We start from the raw sequence: 14,218 nt of genomic DNA, 5'->3' as shown, positions 1-14,218 counted from the left end.
TCCAAACAATGATCATGTTCGGATGAATCATCCAAGCAATAACCGTCAAAAATGACGGGGTCATACATGTGTGATGCACATGCACTGGCTTTTAACACACTGTTGAGTTCTCAAGAAACGGACGCGTTTTCCGGCGTTTCGTTTCGGTCTTGCGTTATGTCTTAATTCTTACATCCCCTCGAATTCCTGTCAAATTGACCGGACTCGCGAGAACTGCGGGAATTAAGTCGCGCCCCGTTTCCGGGACAACCCCTCTAACTTACCAGCCCTTGAGAGTGGACGCGAACGTCCACCGGAGTGGAGAAGTCTGGAGGCTGTCCCCGAAGTGAGGCCGGCGATCATGCCGTCCCCTCGGGACTGAAGAACTGTATGTGCGCCTCCCGGAACCGTCAAATCGGCGGTTCCGGCATCCGACACCCGGGCATTCACACCGGGTAATCGCAAGGGAGCGCACGTGAACACTCTGCCCAGGGCACTCATCATCCTGGTGGGCATCGCCGGCGCGGTCATCACCCTGTTCGGGCTCCGGGAGGTCGCTTCGATCGCCGGCCCGGTCGTGCTGGCCCTTGTCCTCGTCATCGCCGTCGCCCCGGTGCGCGGCTGGCTCGATGCCCAAGGGTTGCCCGTCTGGGTGCAGGTCGCCGTGCCGTTCTTCGTCGTCGTGCTGGTGCTGCTGGCCATGGTGGGCATCCTGACGATCTCGGTCACCCAGCTGACGTCTCTCCTCCCGGCGTACGCGAGCGAGTTCGAGCGGTTGCTCGCCGACGCGCAGCGGTGGGCCGCCACCTACGGGCTCGGGACCGACGTGTTCGACCGGGCGCTGGACGCGTTCGACCCGAGCCGGTTGTTCGAGCTCGCGCAGGGCCTGCTCGGGAGTTTGATCGGCGTGCTCTCGGCGAGCTTTCTCGTGGTGGTGTTGTTGCTGGCGATGTGTCTGGACGCGCCGGTGATGGCCAGAATTCTCACCGCAGGGGAAGAGAACAGACCCCAATTGGTGACGGCGCTCGCCACGTTCGCCCACAAGACGCGGCGCTATCTCATCGTCTCCACGGTCTTCGGGCTCATGAACGCGATTCTCGACGTGCTCGCGCTGTCGCTCCTCGACGTGCCGTTGCCGCTGCTCTGGGGTGTGCTGGCGCTGATCGCCAACTACATCCCGAACATCGGGTTCGTGATCGCGTTGCTGCCGCCCGCGATGCTCGCGCTGCTGGACGGCGGCGTGCGGACCATGGTGCTCGTCGTCATCGCCTATATCGTCATCAACGTCGTCATCCAGTCGTTCATTCTGCCCAAATTCCTGGGTGACGCGGTGGGGCTCTCGACGACGATGACGTTCATCTCGTTGCTGGTGTGGACTCTGGTGCTGGGGCCGTTGGGCGCCATTCTGGCCATCCCGTTGAGTCTGCTCGCCCGGGCCTTGCTGATCGACAGCGACCCGAGCGCCAGATGGGCCCAGGCGCTCGTGTCAGGCAGTCACCCGTAGGGGTGAGACCAGCCGTCCCATGGACACCCCGCTCAGCCGCTTGACGTCGTGGGACAGGTGGGCCTGGTCGGTGTAGCCGCTCGTGGCGGCGACCTCGGCGAGGGGCATGCCGGCGCGGGCAAGCCGCAGCGCGTGCTGGAAGCGGACGATGCGTTGCAGGGTCTTGGGTGCGTAGCCGAAGGCGGCCACGGCGCGGCGGTGCAGGTGGCGATCGCTGAAGCCGAGGTCCCAGGCCACTTCGGTCACCGTGCGCCCGGCCATGAGTGCCCTGGCGATGGCGGGCGCGGCAGGGTCGGCGACCGAACGGGACAGGCGCCGCTCGACGGCTGCGCCCATGGCCTCCAGACGCCATTCGGGCCGGGGGGCGCAGGACTCGTCGATCGGCAGACCGGGGAGAGCGGACAACGGGACCCGCTGGTCACGCAGCTCGTGGACCGGGGCCCCGAAGACGTCGCCGACCGCGCCGGGCTTGAACCGGATGCCGATGAAGGTGTCGCCTGCCGCCATGGCCGTGGGCATGGGGCCCGTGTCAGGTCCGGCCACGAACAGGCCCTCGGGGCCCCAGATGAGGTCGACGCAGGCGTCGGGCACCACGAGCTGGGTGGTGTCCGACTCGCTGACCTGGTGCCACACGCAGGCGACGCGCCCGGCGAGGTCCGGGCCGGGAGGCCGTTCCTCGTACATGACTCCAACGTATGCCACCCCACCGACAGAACCTCAGGGCAGCCGCCCGTACGCGCGCAGCGTCTTGAGCCTTTGGACGGCGAGGTATCCGCCCCATTCGTGTTCGACCACCGGTGTCCAGATCAGCCAGTTGAGGCCCCACTTGTCGTCGTCGAATCGCGGGTCCATGAAGGCGTCGAGATGGGCGTCCAGGACGTCCTGGGTGAACAGCGGCAGCCGCAGCGGCTCCGGCGCGAAGTCCAGCGGGAAGTGCACCTCCCCCGGCGTGTCCGGATCCAACGCGACCGTGGCCAGGATGGCCTCGCGCAGCCGGGCGAACTCGGCCTCGGCCCGATCCCGCTCGGGGACCAGGTTCAGGAAGGTCACGATCGCGCGGGCTTCGTACGGGCTGGTGTCCTGGACGGCCGCGATGCGCGACCAGCAGAAGTCCGTGGCTGTGGCGAGCCAGGGGTGTGTGATGCCGTGCTTGTGCAGCAGTCCGGCGATCGACGCCGTAGGGATGAGGTTTCCAGGCGGATCGTCATCGGTCTGCCACCACGGCGCCCTCAGGGTGTCCCTGACCGACGGCAGGACGAACGGCACGCCTCCGTCGGCCGCCGTGACGCCGGCCAGGTAGTCGCAGGCGGCCGGCGCCATCGGCGAGTCGAAGGCGGCGAGCTCGTCCAGGATCCAGAACGCGACCTCGACCGGCTCCGGCTGGCTGCCCGCGCCCCGCAGGTCGGGTTCGAGCGCGTGGCCGAAGCCGCCGTCGGGGTTCTGGTAGCCGCGCAGCACGTCCAGCGCCCGCTCCCGCGAGCCATCCCGGAACAGCGCCTCGAAGCGCAATCGGTCGATCAGCCTTCCGTGCAGGTGAAGATATCTCTCTGCCCGGTCCAGCACGTCCATGAGTTGCGGCCCTTCCCTCGTGGTCCCTCCGGGCGACGCTACCCTCGCCGCCCGGCGGCTCACTTGTAAGAATCGGACGCGTGGAAGAGCGGCGGCGATGGGAGAACGAGGACGGAGTAGGTCGCCGAGGGGGTCACGGAGTGGCCAGGGCTTCGGTCGGCGACATCCTGGCGGCGCGTACGGCCGGGTAGAAGCCTGCGATGCCGCCGATCACGAGCGTGGCCAGCACGCCGCCGGCCATGGCCCAGACGGGCACGATCGCCGGCCAGCCCTGGAAACCCGCGTACGCCCCGGTCACTCCGATGCCGAGCAGCACGCCGCCGACGCCGCCGATGGCCGACAGCAGCAGCGACTCGGCCAGGAACTGGAGCCTGATCTGGCCCTTGGTCGCCCCCAGGGAGCGGCGCAGGCCGATCTCGGCACGCCGCTCCAGGACAGAGATGACCATCGTGTTGGCCACGCCCACGCCGCCGACCAGCAGTGCGATGCCGCCGAGGCCGAGCAGGAGGGCGTTGAGCGTGGCATCGGTGGCCTGCTTGGCGGCCAGCACATCGGACGGCCTGGAGACCTCGACCTCGTTCGGCTTCTCGGGGTTGGCGGTGGCGCCGAGCACGTCGCTGACCGCCACGACGTGGTCTTCCTGCGCTCTGGCGTAAATCGTGGTCGCATATCCGTCGAAGTCCAGCCGTTCCTCGGCGACCGGCCAGCCGACGAGGGCGGCCGTGTCGAGCTCGGGCGCCAGCGGCGCGGGGGCGAGCACGCCGACGATGGTGAACCATTGGCCGCCGAGCCACACCCGCTGGTCGGGGCCCGCCTGGACGACGCCGAGCCGGTCGGCGGCCTTGGCGCCGAGCACGGTGGCCGGGTAGCGGTGGGTGGCCGCGTTCAGCCAGGCGCCGCTGACCACGGTGACGCCGGTGTCCTGGAGCAGGTCGAGCCGGGCGGCGGTGACGGAGATGCTGCCGGTCTCGGCCGCGGGGATGTGGTCGTTGCGGTAGACCTTGGCGGGTGTCGTGCCGGTCGCGGTGACCGAGGTGACAGGGGCGATCTGCCCGATCATGCCCTCGGCTTCGGCGGGCAGGTGGGACGCCTCGCCGAACAGGGTCTGCCCCGGCGACACGGTGAGCAGGTTCGTGCCGAGCGCTTCCAGCTGCCGGTTGAGGTCCTCCTGGCTGGAGGCGGAGATGCCGACGACGCCGAGCATGGCGGCGATGCCGATGGCGATGCCCAGCGCGGACAGGAACACCCGCAGCGGTCTGGCCCGCAGTCCGGCCCCGCCGACTCTGACCACGTCGCGCGGGCGCAGGCGGGATGTGGTGAGCACTGTCATGTCCTGGCTCCCTCAACGAGTCCACTGCGCGCCTCCGGCACGACGCGGCCGTCGAGCATTTCGACCTGCTTGGGCAGGGAGGCGGCGATGCCGCGGTCGTGGGTGATGATGACCACGGTGGTGCCGGCCGCGTGCAGCTCGCGCAGCAGCTCCATCACGCCGGCGCCGGAGCGGGAGTCCAGGTTGCCGGTCGGCTCGTCGGCCAGCAGCAGCTCCGGGTTGCCCACGACGGCGCGGGCGATGGCCACGCGCTGGCGCTCGCCGCCGGACAGCTCGTGCGGGCGGTGGTCGATCCGGTGCTCGAGACCGACGCGTTCCAGTGCCTCGTAGGCGCGCAGCCGCCGCTCGCGCAGCGACGGTCCCCCGTACAGCAGGCCGTCGGCCACGTTGTCCAGTGCGGGCACCCCGGCGGCGAGGTGGAACTGCTGGAAGACGAAGCCGATGACGTTGCCGCGCAGGGCGGACAGCTGCTTGTCGGTGAGCGCGCTCACGTCGTGCCCCGCGATGCGGACGGTGCCGCCGGTCGGGCGGTCCAGGGTGCCGATCATGTTGAGCATGGTCGACTTGCCCGAGCCCGACGGGCCCACGATGCCGACGAGCTCGCCGTACTCGATGTCCATCGAGACGCCGCGGAGCGCGGCGACGCCGCCGTACAGCTTGCTGACATCACGCAGTTCGACGATCACTTGGGCACCGCCACGGTCATGCCCTCGTCCACGCCGGTGACCTCGACCTTGCCGTCGGCGAACATGCCGGTTTCGACCGGGACGTAGCGCGTGGCCGAGCCCTCCACGACCTGCACGCCGTAGCCGCCCTCGGCCAGCGCGACCAGCGCTCCGACGGGCACGGCCAGGACGTTCTCGCGCTGCTCCGCGACGATCGTGACGTCCACGGGGGCGGCGTCGAACGACTTCTTCAGGCCGCTCACCGACACCGTGACCTCGACCGTGGTAGCGGTGTCGTTGCCGCTGCCGGTCTCGGTGGCGACCTTGCCGACGCTCGCGACCTTGCCCTTCACGGTGCTGCCGTCGGGCAGCTCGACGGTGGCCTGCCGGCCCTTCTTGACCAGGTGCTCATCGGCCACGTCGAGGTTGACGAGCACCTCGCGGGTGGTGCCGGTGGCGGTGAGCACGGGGCCGCTCGCGGTGTCGCCGAGGGCCTTCTTCAGCTCGGCGACGCGCAGGGGGCCGTCGGCGACGACGACGTCGCCAGGTTGGACCACGCCTGTGACGTCGTGGCCGAGGTCCTCCTGCCAGTCCTCGACGGCCTCCCTGGTGGCCCAGGTGTATTCGTCGTCGACGTCGAAGCCGGTGTAGCCGAGCTTGTCGAGGTTGCGTTCCAACAGCTCGACGTCACTGCCCGTGACGCCGTCCTGCAGGGTGCGGTAGAGGGGCATGTCGCCGTACAGGAGGGGGCGTCGGTCGGCGTCCTCGCTGTAGACGCCGCGGCCTCGGGTGATGGTGGAGCCCTCGCCGGGGAGCCAGGTGATCGTGCCCTGGGACTTGGCGGTGATGGTGATCGCGTCGCCGTAGCCGAGGCTGCCGTCCACGGTCGTGGTCTCGGTGAGGGTCGTACGGGCCACCGTGGCGGTGGCGGGGGGCGTGCGGGCGGCGGTGGTCGTACCGGCGCCGTTGCCGCCGAAGCCCACGGCGGCGGCCGCGACGGCGGCGGCGAGCAGCGCGGCCCCGCCCGTCCAGGCCAGGACACGCGCCTGGCTGCGGCGGCGCGGCGGCAAAGCACGCGTGGCGCGCGCAGTCATTTCCTCGATCTGGGTCACGTGGCCTCCCCCGTTCTGGGGAACTTGTCCTGGCACGCGTCGAACGCCTTCTGGAACTGCGGGTCGTCGCGGTTGAAGTTGCGTCCTTCACCGGTGCCCATGGTGCCGTCGGGGTTGGGGTCGGGCATGTCGACGCCGTTGTCTCGCATGCACTGGGCGAACTGCCGCATCTGCTCGACCTGCTCGGGGCCCTGCTGCTCGCGGACCCGGGACGGCGCGTAGTCGCGGCAGGCCTCGATGGCCTTCTGGACCTTGTCCCTGTCGACGTCCTCGCCGAGCTGCCTGAGGCCGCCGCCGCCGTTGGGATCGGGGTCCTCCATGGGGATGCCCTGCTCGCGCATGCACTGGGCGAACTTCATGCCCTGCTCCTGGGGGTCGGCGGTGCCGGTGGGCGTGGCGCCTGAGCTTGCCGGGGGCGGGGACGCGCTACTGGATACGGAAGCGACTCCGGTGCTGCCCTGCTGGCCGGCGCAGCCGACGGCCAGTGCGGCGAGCAGGGCCGTCGCGACGATTGTCCGTTTCATGCTCCCGAATGTGCCGAGCGCGCTTCAATGCGAGCTGGGAGCCGCCTCGGAGTCGGGTAGGAACACGCGGAAGGCGGCGCCCTTGCCCGGCGCGGTGTCGAGTTCGACGCGGCCGCCGTGCGTGCGGACGATGGCGGAGACAATGGCCAGGCCCAGCCCGGCGCCGCCGTCGGCCCTGGATCTGCCCTGGCCGACCCGGTAGAGGCGGTCGAACAGGTGGGGCACGTGCTCGGGCGGGATGCCGGGCCCGGTGTCCGCGACCTCGAGCACGGCCATGCCGTCCGACCTGCCGACCTTGACGGTGATCGCGGCGTCGGGCGGCGTGTGGCAGAGCGCGTTGCCGATGAGGTTGGCGGCCACCTGGCGCAGGCGGGCCTCGTCGCCCACGATCGAGACGGGCGCGAGGGGGCCGCCGAACCCGCCGAGCCTGACCTGCCGCTCGGGCACCCGTACGCGGGCGTCCCTGATCGTGTCGGCGGCCACTTCGAGCAGGTCGACGGGGTGCCGGTCGAGCGGGCGTTCCTCGTCGAGCTGGGCCAGCGTCAGCAGGTCGTTGACGAGCACGCCCATCCTCGCGGCCTCGTCCTCGATCCTGCGCATCGCCTCGTCGGCGTCGCCGCCGCCCCTGCGGTGGAGCTCGGCGAAGCCGCGTACGGAGGTGAGCGGGGTGCGCAGCTCGTGGGAGGCGTCGGCGAGGAACCGCCGCATGCGGGCCTCGGAGTCGGTCCTGGCGGCGATCTCGGCCTCCAGGCGGTCGAGCATCACGTTCATGGCGCGGGCCAGCCGGCCCGGTTCGGTGTGCGGGTCGTGGGCGGGGGCGCGGCGGGAGAAGTCGCCGCGGGCGATGTGCCCGGCGGTGGCCTCCATCCTGGTGAGCGGGCGCAGGCCGAGGCGTACCACGGCGGCGGCCGCCATACCGAGCAGGAGCAGCACGAGCGCGCTCACCGCGACGGCGATGGCGATGGCCGCGGTGAGGTTCTGCTCCAGCTCGGCCAGTGACTGGGCGAACACCGACACGCTGCCGTCGGCCGCCTCGACGGCGCGGATCCGCCACGACGGGCCCGAGGTGCCGGGAACGGTGTAGGCGAGATCGGTCCTGATCTCATCGAGGACGGGAGCGGGCTCGCCGGGCGCGGAGCTCCGGAACTGCAGGGTGCCGTCAGGGTTGTAGATCATCAGCTGGATGGCGGCGAACCGCCTGGCGAGCGTGTCGAAGTAGTCGTTCCCCGTGATCTGCCTCTGGGTGAGCATCGGGAGGCCCCTGACGGTGGCGGCCCTGGAGATCTGCGCCAGCTGCTCGTCCACGCGGCCGATCATGGTGTCGCGCAGCAGCGTGACGCCGACGACGTTGGAGAGCACGAGCGCGACCGTGGTGAGGCCGAGGATGGCCATGACCAGCCGGGTGCGCAAGGTCCAGGTGGCGGGTCTCATCGGGGGGTCCTCAGCGTATAGCCGACCCCGCGTACGGTGTGGATGAGCTGCGGCTCCCACTTGTCGATCTTCTTGCGCAGGTAGTAGACGTACGACTCGACGATGCTGGAGTCGCCGTCGAAGTCGTAGCGCCAGACGCTGTCGAGGATCTGCGCCTTGCTCACCACGCGGCCCGCGTTGGTCAGCAGATATTCGAGGAGGTTGAACTCGGTGGGCGACAGCTCGACCGGCACCCCGGCCCGGCGCACCTCGTGGGCCTGCGGGTCCAGCTCCAGGTCGGCGTAGCGCAGGACGTCGTCGCGGGGGACGGTGCGGCTGCGGCGCAGGATGGCGCGGATGCGCAGCACCACCTCCTCCAGGCTGAACGGCTTGGCCACGTAGTCGTCGGCGCCCAGCGTGAGCCCCTGCACGCGGTCCTCGACCTGGTCACGGGCGGTCAGGAACAACACGGGGATCCGCTCGCCGAGCCGTCTGGCCACCTCGAACCCGTCGAAGTCGGCCAGCATCACGTCGAGCACCACGATGTCGGGCTTGAACTCCCTGGCGGCCGTCACCGCCTCCGCGCCCGTCTCCGCGGTCCGCACCTCGAAGGAGACCAGTCGCAGAGTCTGCGAGAGCAGGGCGCGGATGTTGGGCTCGTCGTCCACGACGAGCACCCTGGCGGGTCGATCCATGGTTAAAGGAATACCCGAGCCAGCTCAATGCCGGCTCAAAGGCATCACTTCACGAAGAACACGGGACCACGCGGTCTGAACGGCAGCGATGCGCCCTGCGGCACCAGGAACGCGTGCTCCCTTCGGATGCGCAGCACGTCGCACCCGCCGTCGGTGATCACCAGGATGGGCCCGTCCGGTGGGAAGTCGTCGGCCTGCTCAAGCATTCTGACGCCCGGCTGAAGAACGGTGCCGCCGCGGCCGCGCACTCTGACCTTGCCCGCGATGTCCTCGACCGGCAGGTAGCCGGCGTCGTAGGCGGCGGCGTCGCAGAAGACCACGCGGGCGCGGGGCACATCGCGGGCCGCGGCGTAGGACGCGATCGCGCCGAGCGCCTTGCCGAGCAGCCTCACGTCCATGGAGCCCGAGGTGTCCAGCACGACCCCGAACGTGGCCCTGCGCACGACCTCCTCGGGGCGGATCCAGCCGGGGCGCGGGATGCCGGGACTCGACGCCTGCCGGCGCGATGCGCGGGCGTAGGAGCGACGCTTCTCCTCGGGCTGGAAGTGCTCGTCGAACCAGCGGGCCAACTGGGCGTCCCAGGGCAGCGGCGGCTGGTCGAGCGCGCGGATCTCCTCCTCGAGCCCCGCGGGCAGCAGGCCCCGCCCGTTGCTCTGGTGGTAGGCCAGGCCGGTACAGAGCGCATTGCGGTAGTAATCGTCGAGGTCGACGTAACCGCCGATGCGGCGGGGCGGGCGGTCGAGCACGTCGCCCAGCCCGCGCCCGCGCAGGGTGGCGAGCTTGCGCAGGCGACGCAGGTCGGTGGCGATGTGGTCGTAGACCGCCTCGGCGGACATGCCGCTGAGCGACTGGTCGAACAGCAGCCCTTCCGGCATCTGGCCCACAGCCATCTCGGCCAGCCAGCCGTTGATCACGTAGTCGCAGGCGACGTTCCACAGGTAGGGATCCCGCAGGCCGCACCGCTCCCCGTGGCGCAGCGCGGCGTGCAGCATCTCGTGCGCGAGCACGAAACGCCATTCGTCCTCGGTGTGCTGGGCGAGCGGGTTGATGTAGATCTCCCCCGCCTCGGCGCTGACCGCGGCGATCGAGATGGACCAGCCCCTGGCCAGCTCCGCGTCGGAGACGATCTTCATGCCCGCGGCCAGCGCGCCGAGCAGCGGATAGGAGGAGGTGAACCAGCGCAGCGCGAGGTCCCACGGCCCTTTGACGTGCCCTTCGACGGGGGTGCGAGGCTCGCCGGCCTGGTCGAGCGCGCTGGTGGCGGCCTCGGCGACGCCGATCGCGAACGACCGCTGGAAGTCCATGTAGTCGGCCAGCTTCGCCGAGCCGATGCGGAAGTCGGGCTCCCCCAGAGGCTTGAGCGGAGCCGGGATCCCGAGCCTGCGCCACTGCTCGGACAGCGTCACCTCGTCGTTCTCCGGCACCTCGGCAGGGAGCGGCCAGGGGCAGCGGCCGATCTTGAGGGTGCGCAGGAACCGTTCCACGGCCAGGCAGCAGGCGGCGTGGTAGGCGGGATGAGGGCGGTCGCCGTCGACGTCCCTGGGCGCGCAGGTGCGCGGGTCGGCGTGGCCGAAGCCGAGGTGCAGCAGGAGGTGGGCGAAGACCCAGGTCCACTCCTCGGCCGGGGCGCGGCGCTTGGGGTGGAAGCGCACGTCGCCGTCGTCGGTGACGATCGCCCAGGTGTCGTTCGTCAGCTCACCCTCGTCGGCCTCCTCCAAGTGGGGGTAGAAGACGCGGAACAGCGGCTGCTTCGTGGTGGCCTGCCAGCCCTTCGTGAGCTCGGCCCGCCACGGGTCGACCTTGGCCTTGCGGCGGCTGCTCATGACCGGGCCGCCATCAGCCGCGGCACGTCCCTGCCGACCTCGACGAGGAACCAGGTGGGCAGCGCGGGCGCGCCGTCGGCGTTGTTGGCGATGACGAGCTGGGCGCACTCGAGGGAGATCTCGGCCAGCTCGACCAGCAGCGTCTTGGCGCGGAAGCCGAGGTCGCGACCCCGGGAGGAGGCTCCCCGTTTGTCCGCGGGCAGCTCCTTGATCAGGCGGGCGCGGAACGCCTCGGCCAGGAAGTAGAGCAGGTCGCGCTCCTCGGGCGCGCGCGGCCAGGGCGCCTCGCCCTTGAGCACGGCCTCCAGGTCGTAGGCGTGCCGCACGGTCTTGACGTAGGCGCGGAACGCCGAGGCGTGGGTGGCCGTGAGCGTGCCGAACGCGAGCATGGCGATCGTCTCGTCGGACACGTCGTCGCCGTAGGAAAGAAGCACGTCGGAGAGCATGTGCCAGGCCCGGGGCGAGGAGAACGTCTCCTCGGTCTTCGGCGGCTGGCTCCACAGGTGGTCGGGCCGCTGCACGAGATAGTCGACGATCCACGGGTGGATGCCGTTGGCCGCAGCCCACTTCAGCCAGTCGTCGGCCGAGGCCCGCAGGTGGACGTGGACCAGCCGGTTGATCAGCGCGGAGGCCATCGGGCGGGCGAGGGCGTTGTCGGTCGCCCGGTTGCCCGCGCCGATCACGACCGAGCCGGCGGGCAGCTCGTAGGTGCCGATCCTGCGGTCGAGGATCAGCGAGTAGAACGCCTTCTGCACCTCCGGCGCCGAGGCGTTGAGCTCGTCGAGGAACAGGCAGTAGGGCTCGTCGCGGGCGATCGACTCCGGCGGCGCGAACCGGCTGCGCCCGCCCACCAGCTCCGGCACGCCGATCAGGTCTTCGGGGGCGAGCTGGGTGCCGAGCAGCGTCACGCACTCCAGGCCGAGGGAGCCGGCGAACTCGCGGACCAGCGAGCTCTTGCCGATGCCGGGCGCGCCCCACAGGAACACGGGCCGGACCACGGCGACGTGCAGCAGCAGCTCGGGGAGCTGCGCCGGGGTGACCGTGACCGTTGCCTGCACGCTGTCCAGAGTGACGAACCAGGCGCCGCTCGCGCATCACATTTAATTGCGTTGCCCGGGTGCGGGGCCGCTGCCTACTGTGGCGGGCATGACATGCATGTGCGCCTGCCCGATGTTCATTCGCATCCGCCGGAGCTCGCACGGCCGGGCTCTGGCCCGCTAGCGGACGCGATCATCTGAGGCTGCGCGTCCGCACGCGTGCCCAGGGCCCTTCGAGACCCCATTCATCTCGAGGACCCGAAGGGGCAGCGCTGTGGCGCGGAATTTCGCACACGGTAACTATTCACACACCCAGAAGAACGCCAGGAACAGCGGTGGCGGCCGCACGCCCAGAGACCGGGCGCGGCGCACGCTCTCGCAGAATTTCCTGGTCGACAGGCATGCCGTCGACCTGATGGTGAAGGCCGCCGCGCCCGAAGGGCTCGTCCTGGAGCCGGGCGCGGGGGAAGGCGTGCTCACCTTGGCGCTGGCCGAGGCGGGCGCCAAGGTCGTCGGCTACGAGATCGATCCCCTGCTGGCCGGGAAGCTGAGCGCGCGGACCCGTAGCGATCCCCGGATCGACGTGGTCAGGGGCGACTTCACGACCGCGCGGGCGCCGCGTGAGCCGTTCGCGGTCGTGGGCAACATCCCGTACTCGGTGACGTCGAAGATCGTGGACTGGTGCCTGCGGGCGCCTGGCCTGACCTCGGCGACGTTGCTCACGCAGCGGGAGTACGCCCGCAAACGCACCGGCGACTACGGCCGCTGGAGCCTGGTCACGGTGGAGTCGTGGCCGTGGTTCGACTGGCGGCTCGGCGACACGATCGGCAGGGAGAGCTTCCGGCCCGTCCCGGCGGTCGACTCGGCGATCCTCCTGGTCAGGCGGCGGCCCGAGCCGCTGGTCCAGGGCCGTGGTTCCTATCAGGAGCTGGTCGAGCTGGGGTTCGGCGGCGTCGGAGGATCGGTGCGGGCCTCGCTGAAGACCCGTTACCCGGGGGTGGACGCCGCGTTGAAGGCTGCGGGCGTGGCCCGCGACGCCGTCGTGGGCCACGTGCACCCCGATCAGTGGATCACGTTGTGGGAGCGGCTATGCCGCTGAGGTGAGCTTGGCCTTCGCCGCGGTCTCCACGGCGGGGGCCAGGCCTGGGGCCGGTGCGACGCGCCGGCCCCAGGGCATGGCCAGGAACAGGATCGGCAGCAGCACGATCGACGCCCGCGACCAGTCCTGGTGCAGATACCACCACGTGGTGACGTCGAACTGGGTCATGTAGAGGTAGCCGTAGCCGGCCCAGAGCGAGACGCCGATGATGGCCGGCCAGGCGAACCTGGTGGGCCTGGCGATCAGGAACGGCATGAACCACAGCAGATATTGGGCGCCCAGCCGGGGCGTCACCACCATGAAGATCAGCAGGATGGCCGTGGTCAGGTCGATCGGGTCGGCCCGCCGCCAGACGAAGAGCACCGCGATGACGCACACGTAGATGAGGTTGGTGCCGAAGGAGGCCAGCTCCGGGATCAGCGCCCAGTCGCCGCCGGTGAACCACGGCGTCCAGCCCCATTCGCCGATGATCGGCCGGATGTCCTGAATGGTATGGATGACCGCGGGGATCTGGTCGAGCGACGTGCCCGCGAAGATCGGCAGCGTGACCAGGAAGAAGATCGGCACCATGCCGGTGGTGAACAGGGCCGCGACCCGGGAGCGCAGGTTGGGCAGGAGCAGCAGCATGCCGGGGATCAGCCAGATCGGCCAGCTCTTCGCGCACAACGCCAGGCCCATGAGCAGCCCGGCCAGCGCGCCGCGCCTGACGTGGGCCAGGTCGTCGGCGCCGGGCAGCAGGGCGCGGTGCAGCATGCCACCGCGGCCGATCACCCGCGGGATAGAGGCACGCACGCCGTACGCCGCCAGGCCGCGGCGCACCTTGGCGATCACATCGGTGGTCATGCCGGGACGCTCGGGCTCGCCGGGGCCGCGGGCGACGACGAACGCGGCCACGCCGAACACGAGCGCGACCGGCTCGACCTGGCCGTGGACGGAGGCGATGAGCAGGGCGAGCGGGTTGAGCGCGTATTGGAAGGCGCGCAGCGACGCCTTCGGGCCGCCGGCCAGCTTGGCCACCAGCGGGATGAGCGCGATGTCGGCGACGACGGTGACCAGGCGCCCGGCGTATTCCCACGGGATGCCGAGCCACAGCAGGATGCCGTACACGTAGGGGATGGTCGGCAGGAAGTGCCAGCCTCCCTCGCTGGCCAGCACCGGGTCCTCGCCCCGCAGCACGGCCTCGCCAGCCGGCTTGAAGCTCTCCATGAAGTCGACGGGCTGCCATGAATCGATCGCCGAGGTGTACATGATGAGCACGCGCACCGCCACGCCGACGACGATGGCGGCGATGAGCGGAGGCCGCCAATCGCGCCATTGGGCGATGAGAGCGAGCATGACACCGGCGACGAGGACTATCCCCGTGAGGGCTGCGTAATCCATGGCGGGATCTAGCCTGCCGCATCCATCTGAGTGCCGCCACCTGGGGTTCCGATTCTTATCCCCGACATGCCGACACGTTTCGCGATACGGC

The 14,218-nt window shown here is 70.2% G+C and carries 13 protein-coding genes; 2 read left to right on the top strand and 11 right to left on the bottom strand.

Annotation, left to right across the window (positions count from 1 at the left end):
- Positions 1 to 454 precede the first annotated feature (454 nt).
- Positions 455 to 1,483 (top strand): AI-2E family transporter, encoded by a 1,029-nt coding sequence (locus ACTWQA_RS42335; protein ID WP_443164517.1) that lies wholly within the window; start codon positions 455 to 457, stop codon positions 1,481 to 1,483.
- On the opposite strand, the gene ACTWQA_RS42330 is transcribed toward ACTWQA_RS42335, so the two are convergent.
- From ACTWQA_RS42330 to ACTWQA_RS42285, 10 genes are all read right to left on the bottom strand, one after another.
- Positions 1,466 to 2,167, bottom strand: a complete 702-nt coding sequence (locus ACTWQA_RS42330; RefSeq protein ID WP_443164516.1) for a DUF6597 domain-containing transcriptional factor — start codon at positions 2,165 to 2,167, stop codon at positions 1,466 to 1,468. The genes ACTWQA_RS42335 and ACTWQA_RS42330 overlap by 18 nt on opposite strands.
- Before the next feature lie 33 nt (positions 2,168 to 2,200).
- The gene (locus tag ACTWQA_RS42325) at positions 2,201 to 3,052 is read right to left on the bottom strand and encodes a hypothetical protein (protein WP_443164515.1); all 852 of its coding nucleotides are present in this window, start codon (positions 3,050 to 3,052) and stop codon (positions 2,201 to 2,203) included.
- Positions 3,053 to 3,185: 133 nt separating this feature from the next.
- Positions 3,186 to 4,382 carry an ABC transporter permease gene (locus ACTWQA_RS42320; protein WP_443164514.1) on the bottom strand — a complete coding sequence of 399 codons (1,197 nt, stop codon included), beginning with the start codon at positions 4,380 to 4,382 and terminating at the stop codon, positions 3,186 to 3,188.
- A complete protein-coding gene (locus ACTWQA_RS42315; protein ID WP_443164522.1) occupies positions 4,379 to 5,065 on the bottom strand; it encodes an ABC transporter ATP-binding protein in 687 nt (228 codons plus the stop codon). Before ACTWQA_RS42315 ends, ACTWQA_RS42320 begins: the two co-directional genes overlap by 4 nt.
- On the bottom strand, positions 5,065 to 6,159 hold the full coding sequence (locus ACTWQA_RS42310) for a peptidoglycan-binding protein (protein ID WP_443164513.1): 1,095 nt from the start codon (positions 6,157 to 6,159) through the stop codon (positions 5,065 to 5,067). The genes ACTWQA_RS42315 and ACTWQA_RS42310 overlap by 1 nt, the downstream gene beginning before the upstream one ends.
- Complete coding sequence (locus tag ACTWQA_RS42305) at positions 6,156 to 6,683, bottom strand: hypothetical protein (RefSeq protein ID WP_443164512.1); 528 nt, start codon at positions 6,681 to 6,683, stop codon at positions 6,156 to 6,158. Before ACTWQA_RS42305 ends, ACTWQA_RS42310 begins: the two co-directional genes overlap by 4 nt.
- A gap of 24 nt (positions 6,684 to 6,707) precedes the next feature.
- Entirely contained in the window at positions 6,708 to 8,114 is a 1,407-nt protein-coding gene (locus tag ACTWQA_RS42300; RefSeq protein ID WP_443164511.1) for a sensor histidine kinase, read from the bottom strand.
- A complete protein-coding gene (locus ACTWQA_RS42295) occupies positions 8,111 to 8,788 on the bottom strand; it encodes a response regulator transcription factor (protein WP_305918156.1) in 678 nt (225 codons plus the stop codon). Before ACTWQA_RS42295 ends, ACTWQA_RS42300 begins: the two co-directional genes overlap by 4 nt.
- Positions 8,789 to 8,832: 44 nt before the next feature.
- A complete protein-coding gene (locus ACTWQA_RS42290; protein WP_443164510.1) occupies positions 8,833 to 10,611 on the bottom strand; it encodes a vWA domain-containing protein in 1,779 nt (592 codons plus the stop codon).
- Complete coding sequence (locus tag ACTWQA_RS42285) at positions 10,608 to 11,669, bottom strand: AAA family ATPase (RefSeq protein WP_305918158.1); 1,062 nt, start codon at positions 11,667 to 11,669, stop codon at positions 10,608 to 10,610. The genes ACTWQA_RS42290 and ACTWQA_RS42285 overlap by 4 nt, the downstream gene beginning before the upstream one ends.
- 253 nt (positions 11,670 to 11,922) lie before the next feature.
- Here ACTWQA_RS42285 and erm point away from each other — a divergent pair, with 253 nt between their 5' ends.
- Positions 11,923 to 12,747, top strand: coding sequence for an ErmE/ErmH/ErmO/ErmR family 23S rRNA (adenine(2058)-N(6))-methyltransferase (gene erm / locus ACTWQA_RS42280; RefSeq protein WP_443164509.1), 825 nt, complete (start codon positions 11,923 to 11,925; stop codon positions 12,745 to 12,747).
- Here erm and ACTWQA_RS42275 read toward each other — a convergent pair.
- Positions 12,736 to 14,127, bottom strand: a complete 1,392-nt coding sequence (locus ACTWQA_RS42275; RefSeq protein WP_443164508.1) for a hypothetical protein — start codon at positions 14,125 to 14,127, stop codon at positions 12,736 to 12,738. The two genes, erm and ACTWQA_RS42275, sit on opposite strands and share 12 nt — an antisense overlap.
- Positions 14,128 to 14,218 lie beyond the last annotated feature (91 nt).

This window comes from Nonomuraea sp. 10N515B (assembly GCF_052245915.1).
Taxonomy (GTDB): domain Bacteria; phylum Actinomycetota; class Actinomycetes; order Streptosporangiales; family Streptosporangiaceae; genus Nonomuraea.
Note: the sequence above shows the minus strand (reverse complement) of the source record. Positions and strands in the feature narration are given on the sequence as shown.

Excerpts from the sequence above, each read along its gene's own strand:
- ACTWQA_RS42320 (WP_443164514.1), bottom strand. The coding sequence starts at position 4,382 with ATGACAGTGCTCACCACATCCCGCCTGCGCCCGCGCGACGTGGTCAGA.
- ACTWQA_RS42305 (WP_443164512.1), bottom strand. The coding sequence starts at position 6,683 with ATGAAACGGACAATCGTCGCGACGGCCCTGCTCGCCGCACTGGCCGTC.
- ACTWQA_RS42325 (WP_443164515.1), bottom strand. The coding sequence starts at position 3,052 with ATGGACGTGCTGGACCGGGCAGAGAGATATCTTCACCTGCACGGAAGG.
- ACTWQA_RS42295 (WP_305918156.1), bottom strand. The coding sequence starts at position 8,788 with ATGGATCGACCCGCCAGGGTGCTCGTCGTGGACGACGAGCCCAACATC.
- ACTWQA_RS42275 (WP_443164508.1), bottom strand. The coding sequence starts at position 14,127 with ATGGATTACGCAGCCCTCACGGGGATAGTCCTCGTCGCCGGTGTCATG.
- ACTWQA_RS42290 (WP_443164510.1), bottom strand. The coding sequence starts at position 10,611 with ATGAGCAGCCGCCGCAAGGCCAAGGTCGACCCGTGGCGGGCCGAGCTC.
- ACTWQA_RS42300 (WP_443164511.1), bottom strand. The coding sequence starts at position 8,114 with ATGAGACCCGCCACCTGGACCTTGCGCACCCGGCTGGTCATGGCCATC.
- ACTWQA_RS42330 (WP_443164516.1), bottom strand. The coding sequence starts at position 2,167 with ATGTACGAGGAACGGCCTCCCGGCCCGGACCTCGCCGGGCGCGTCGCC.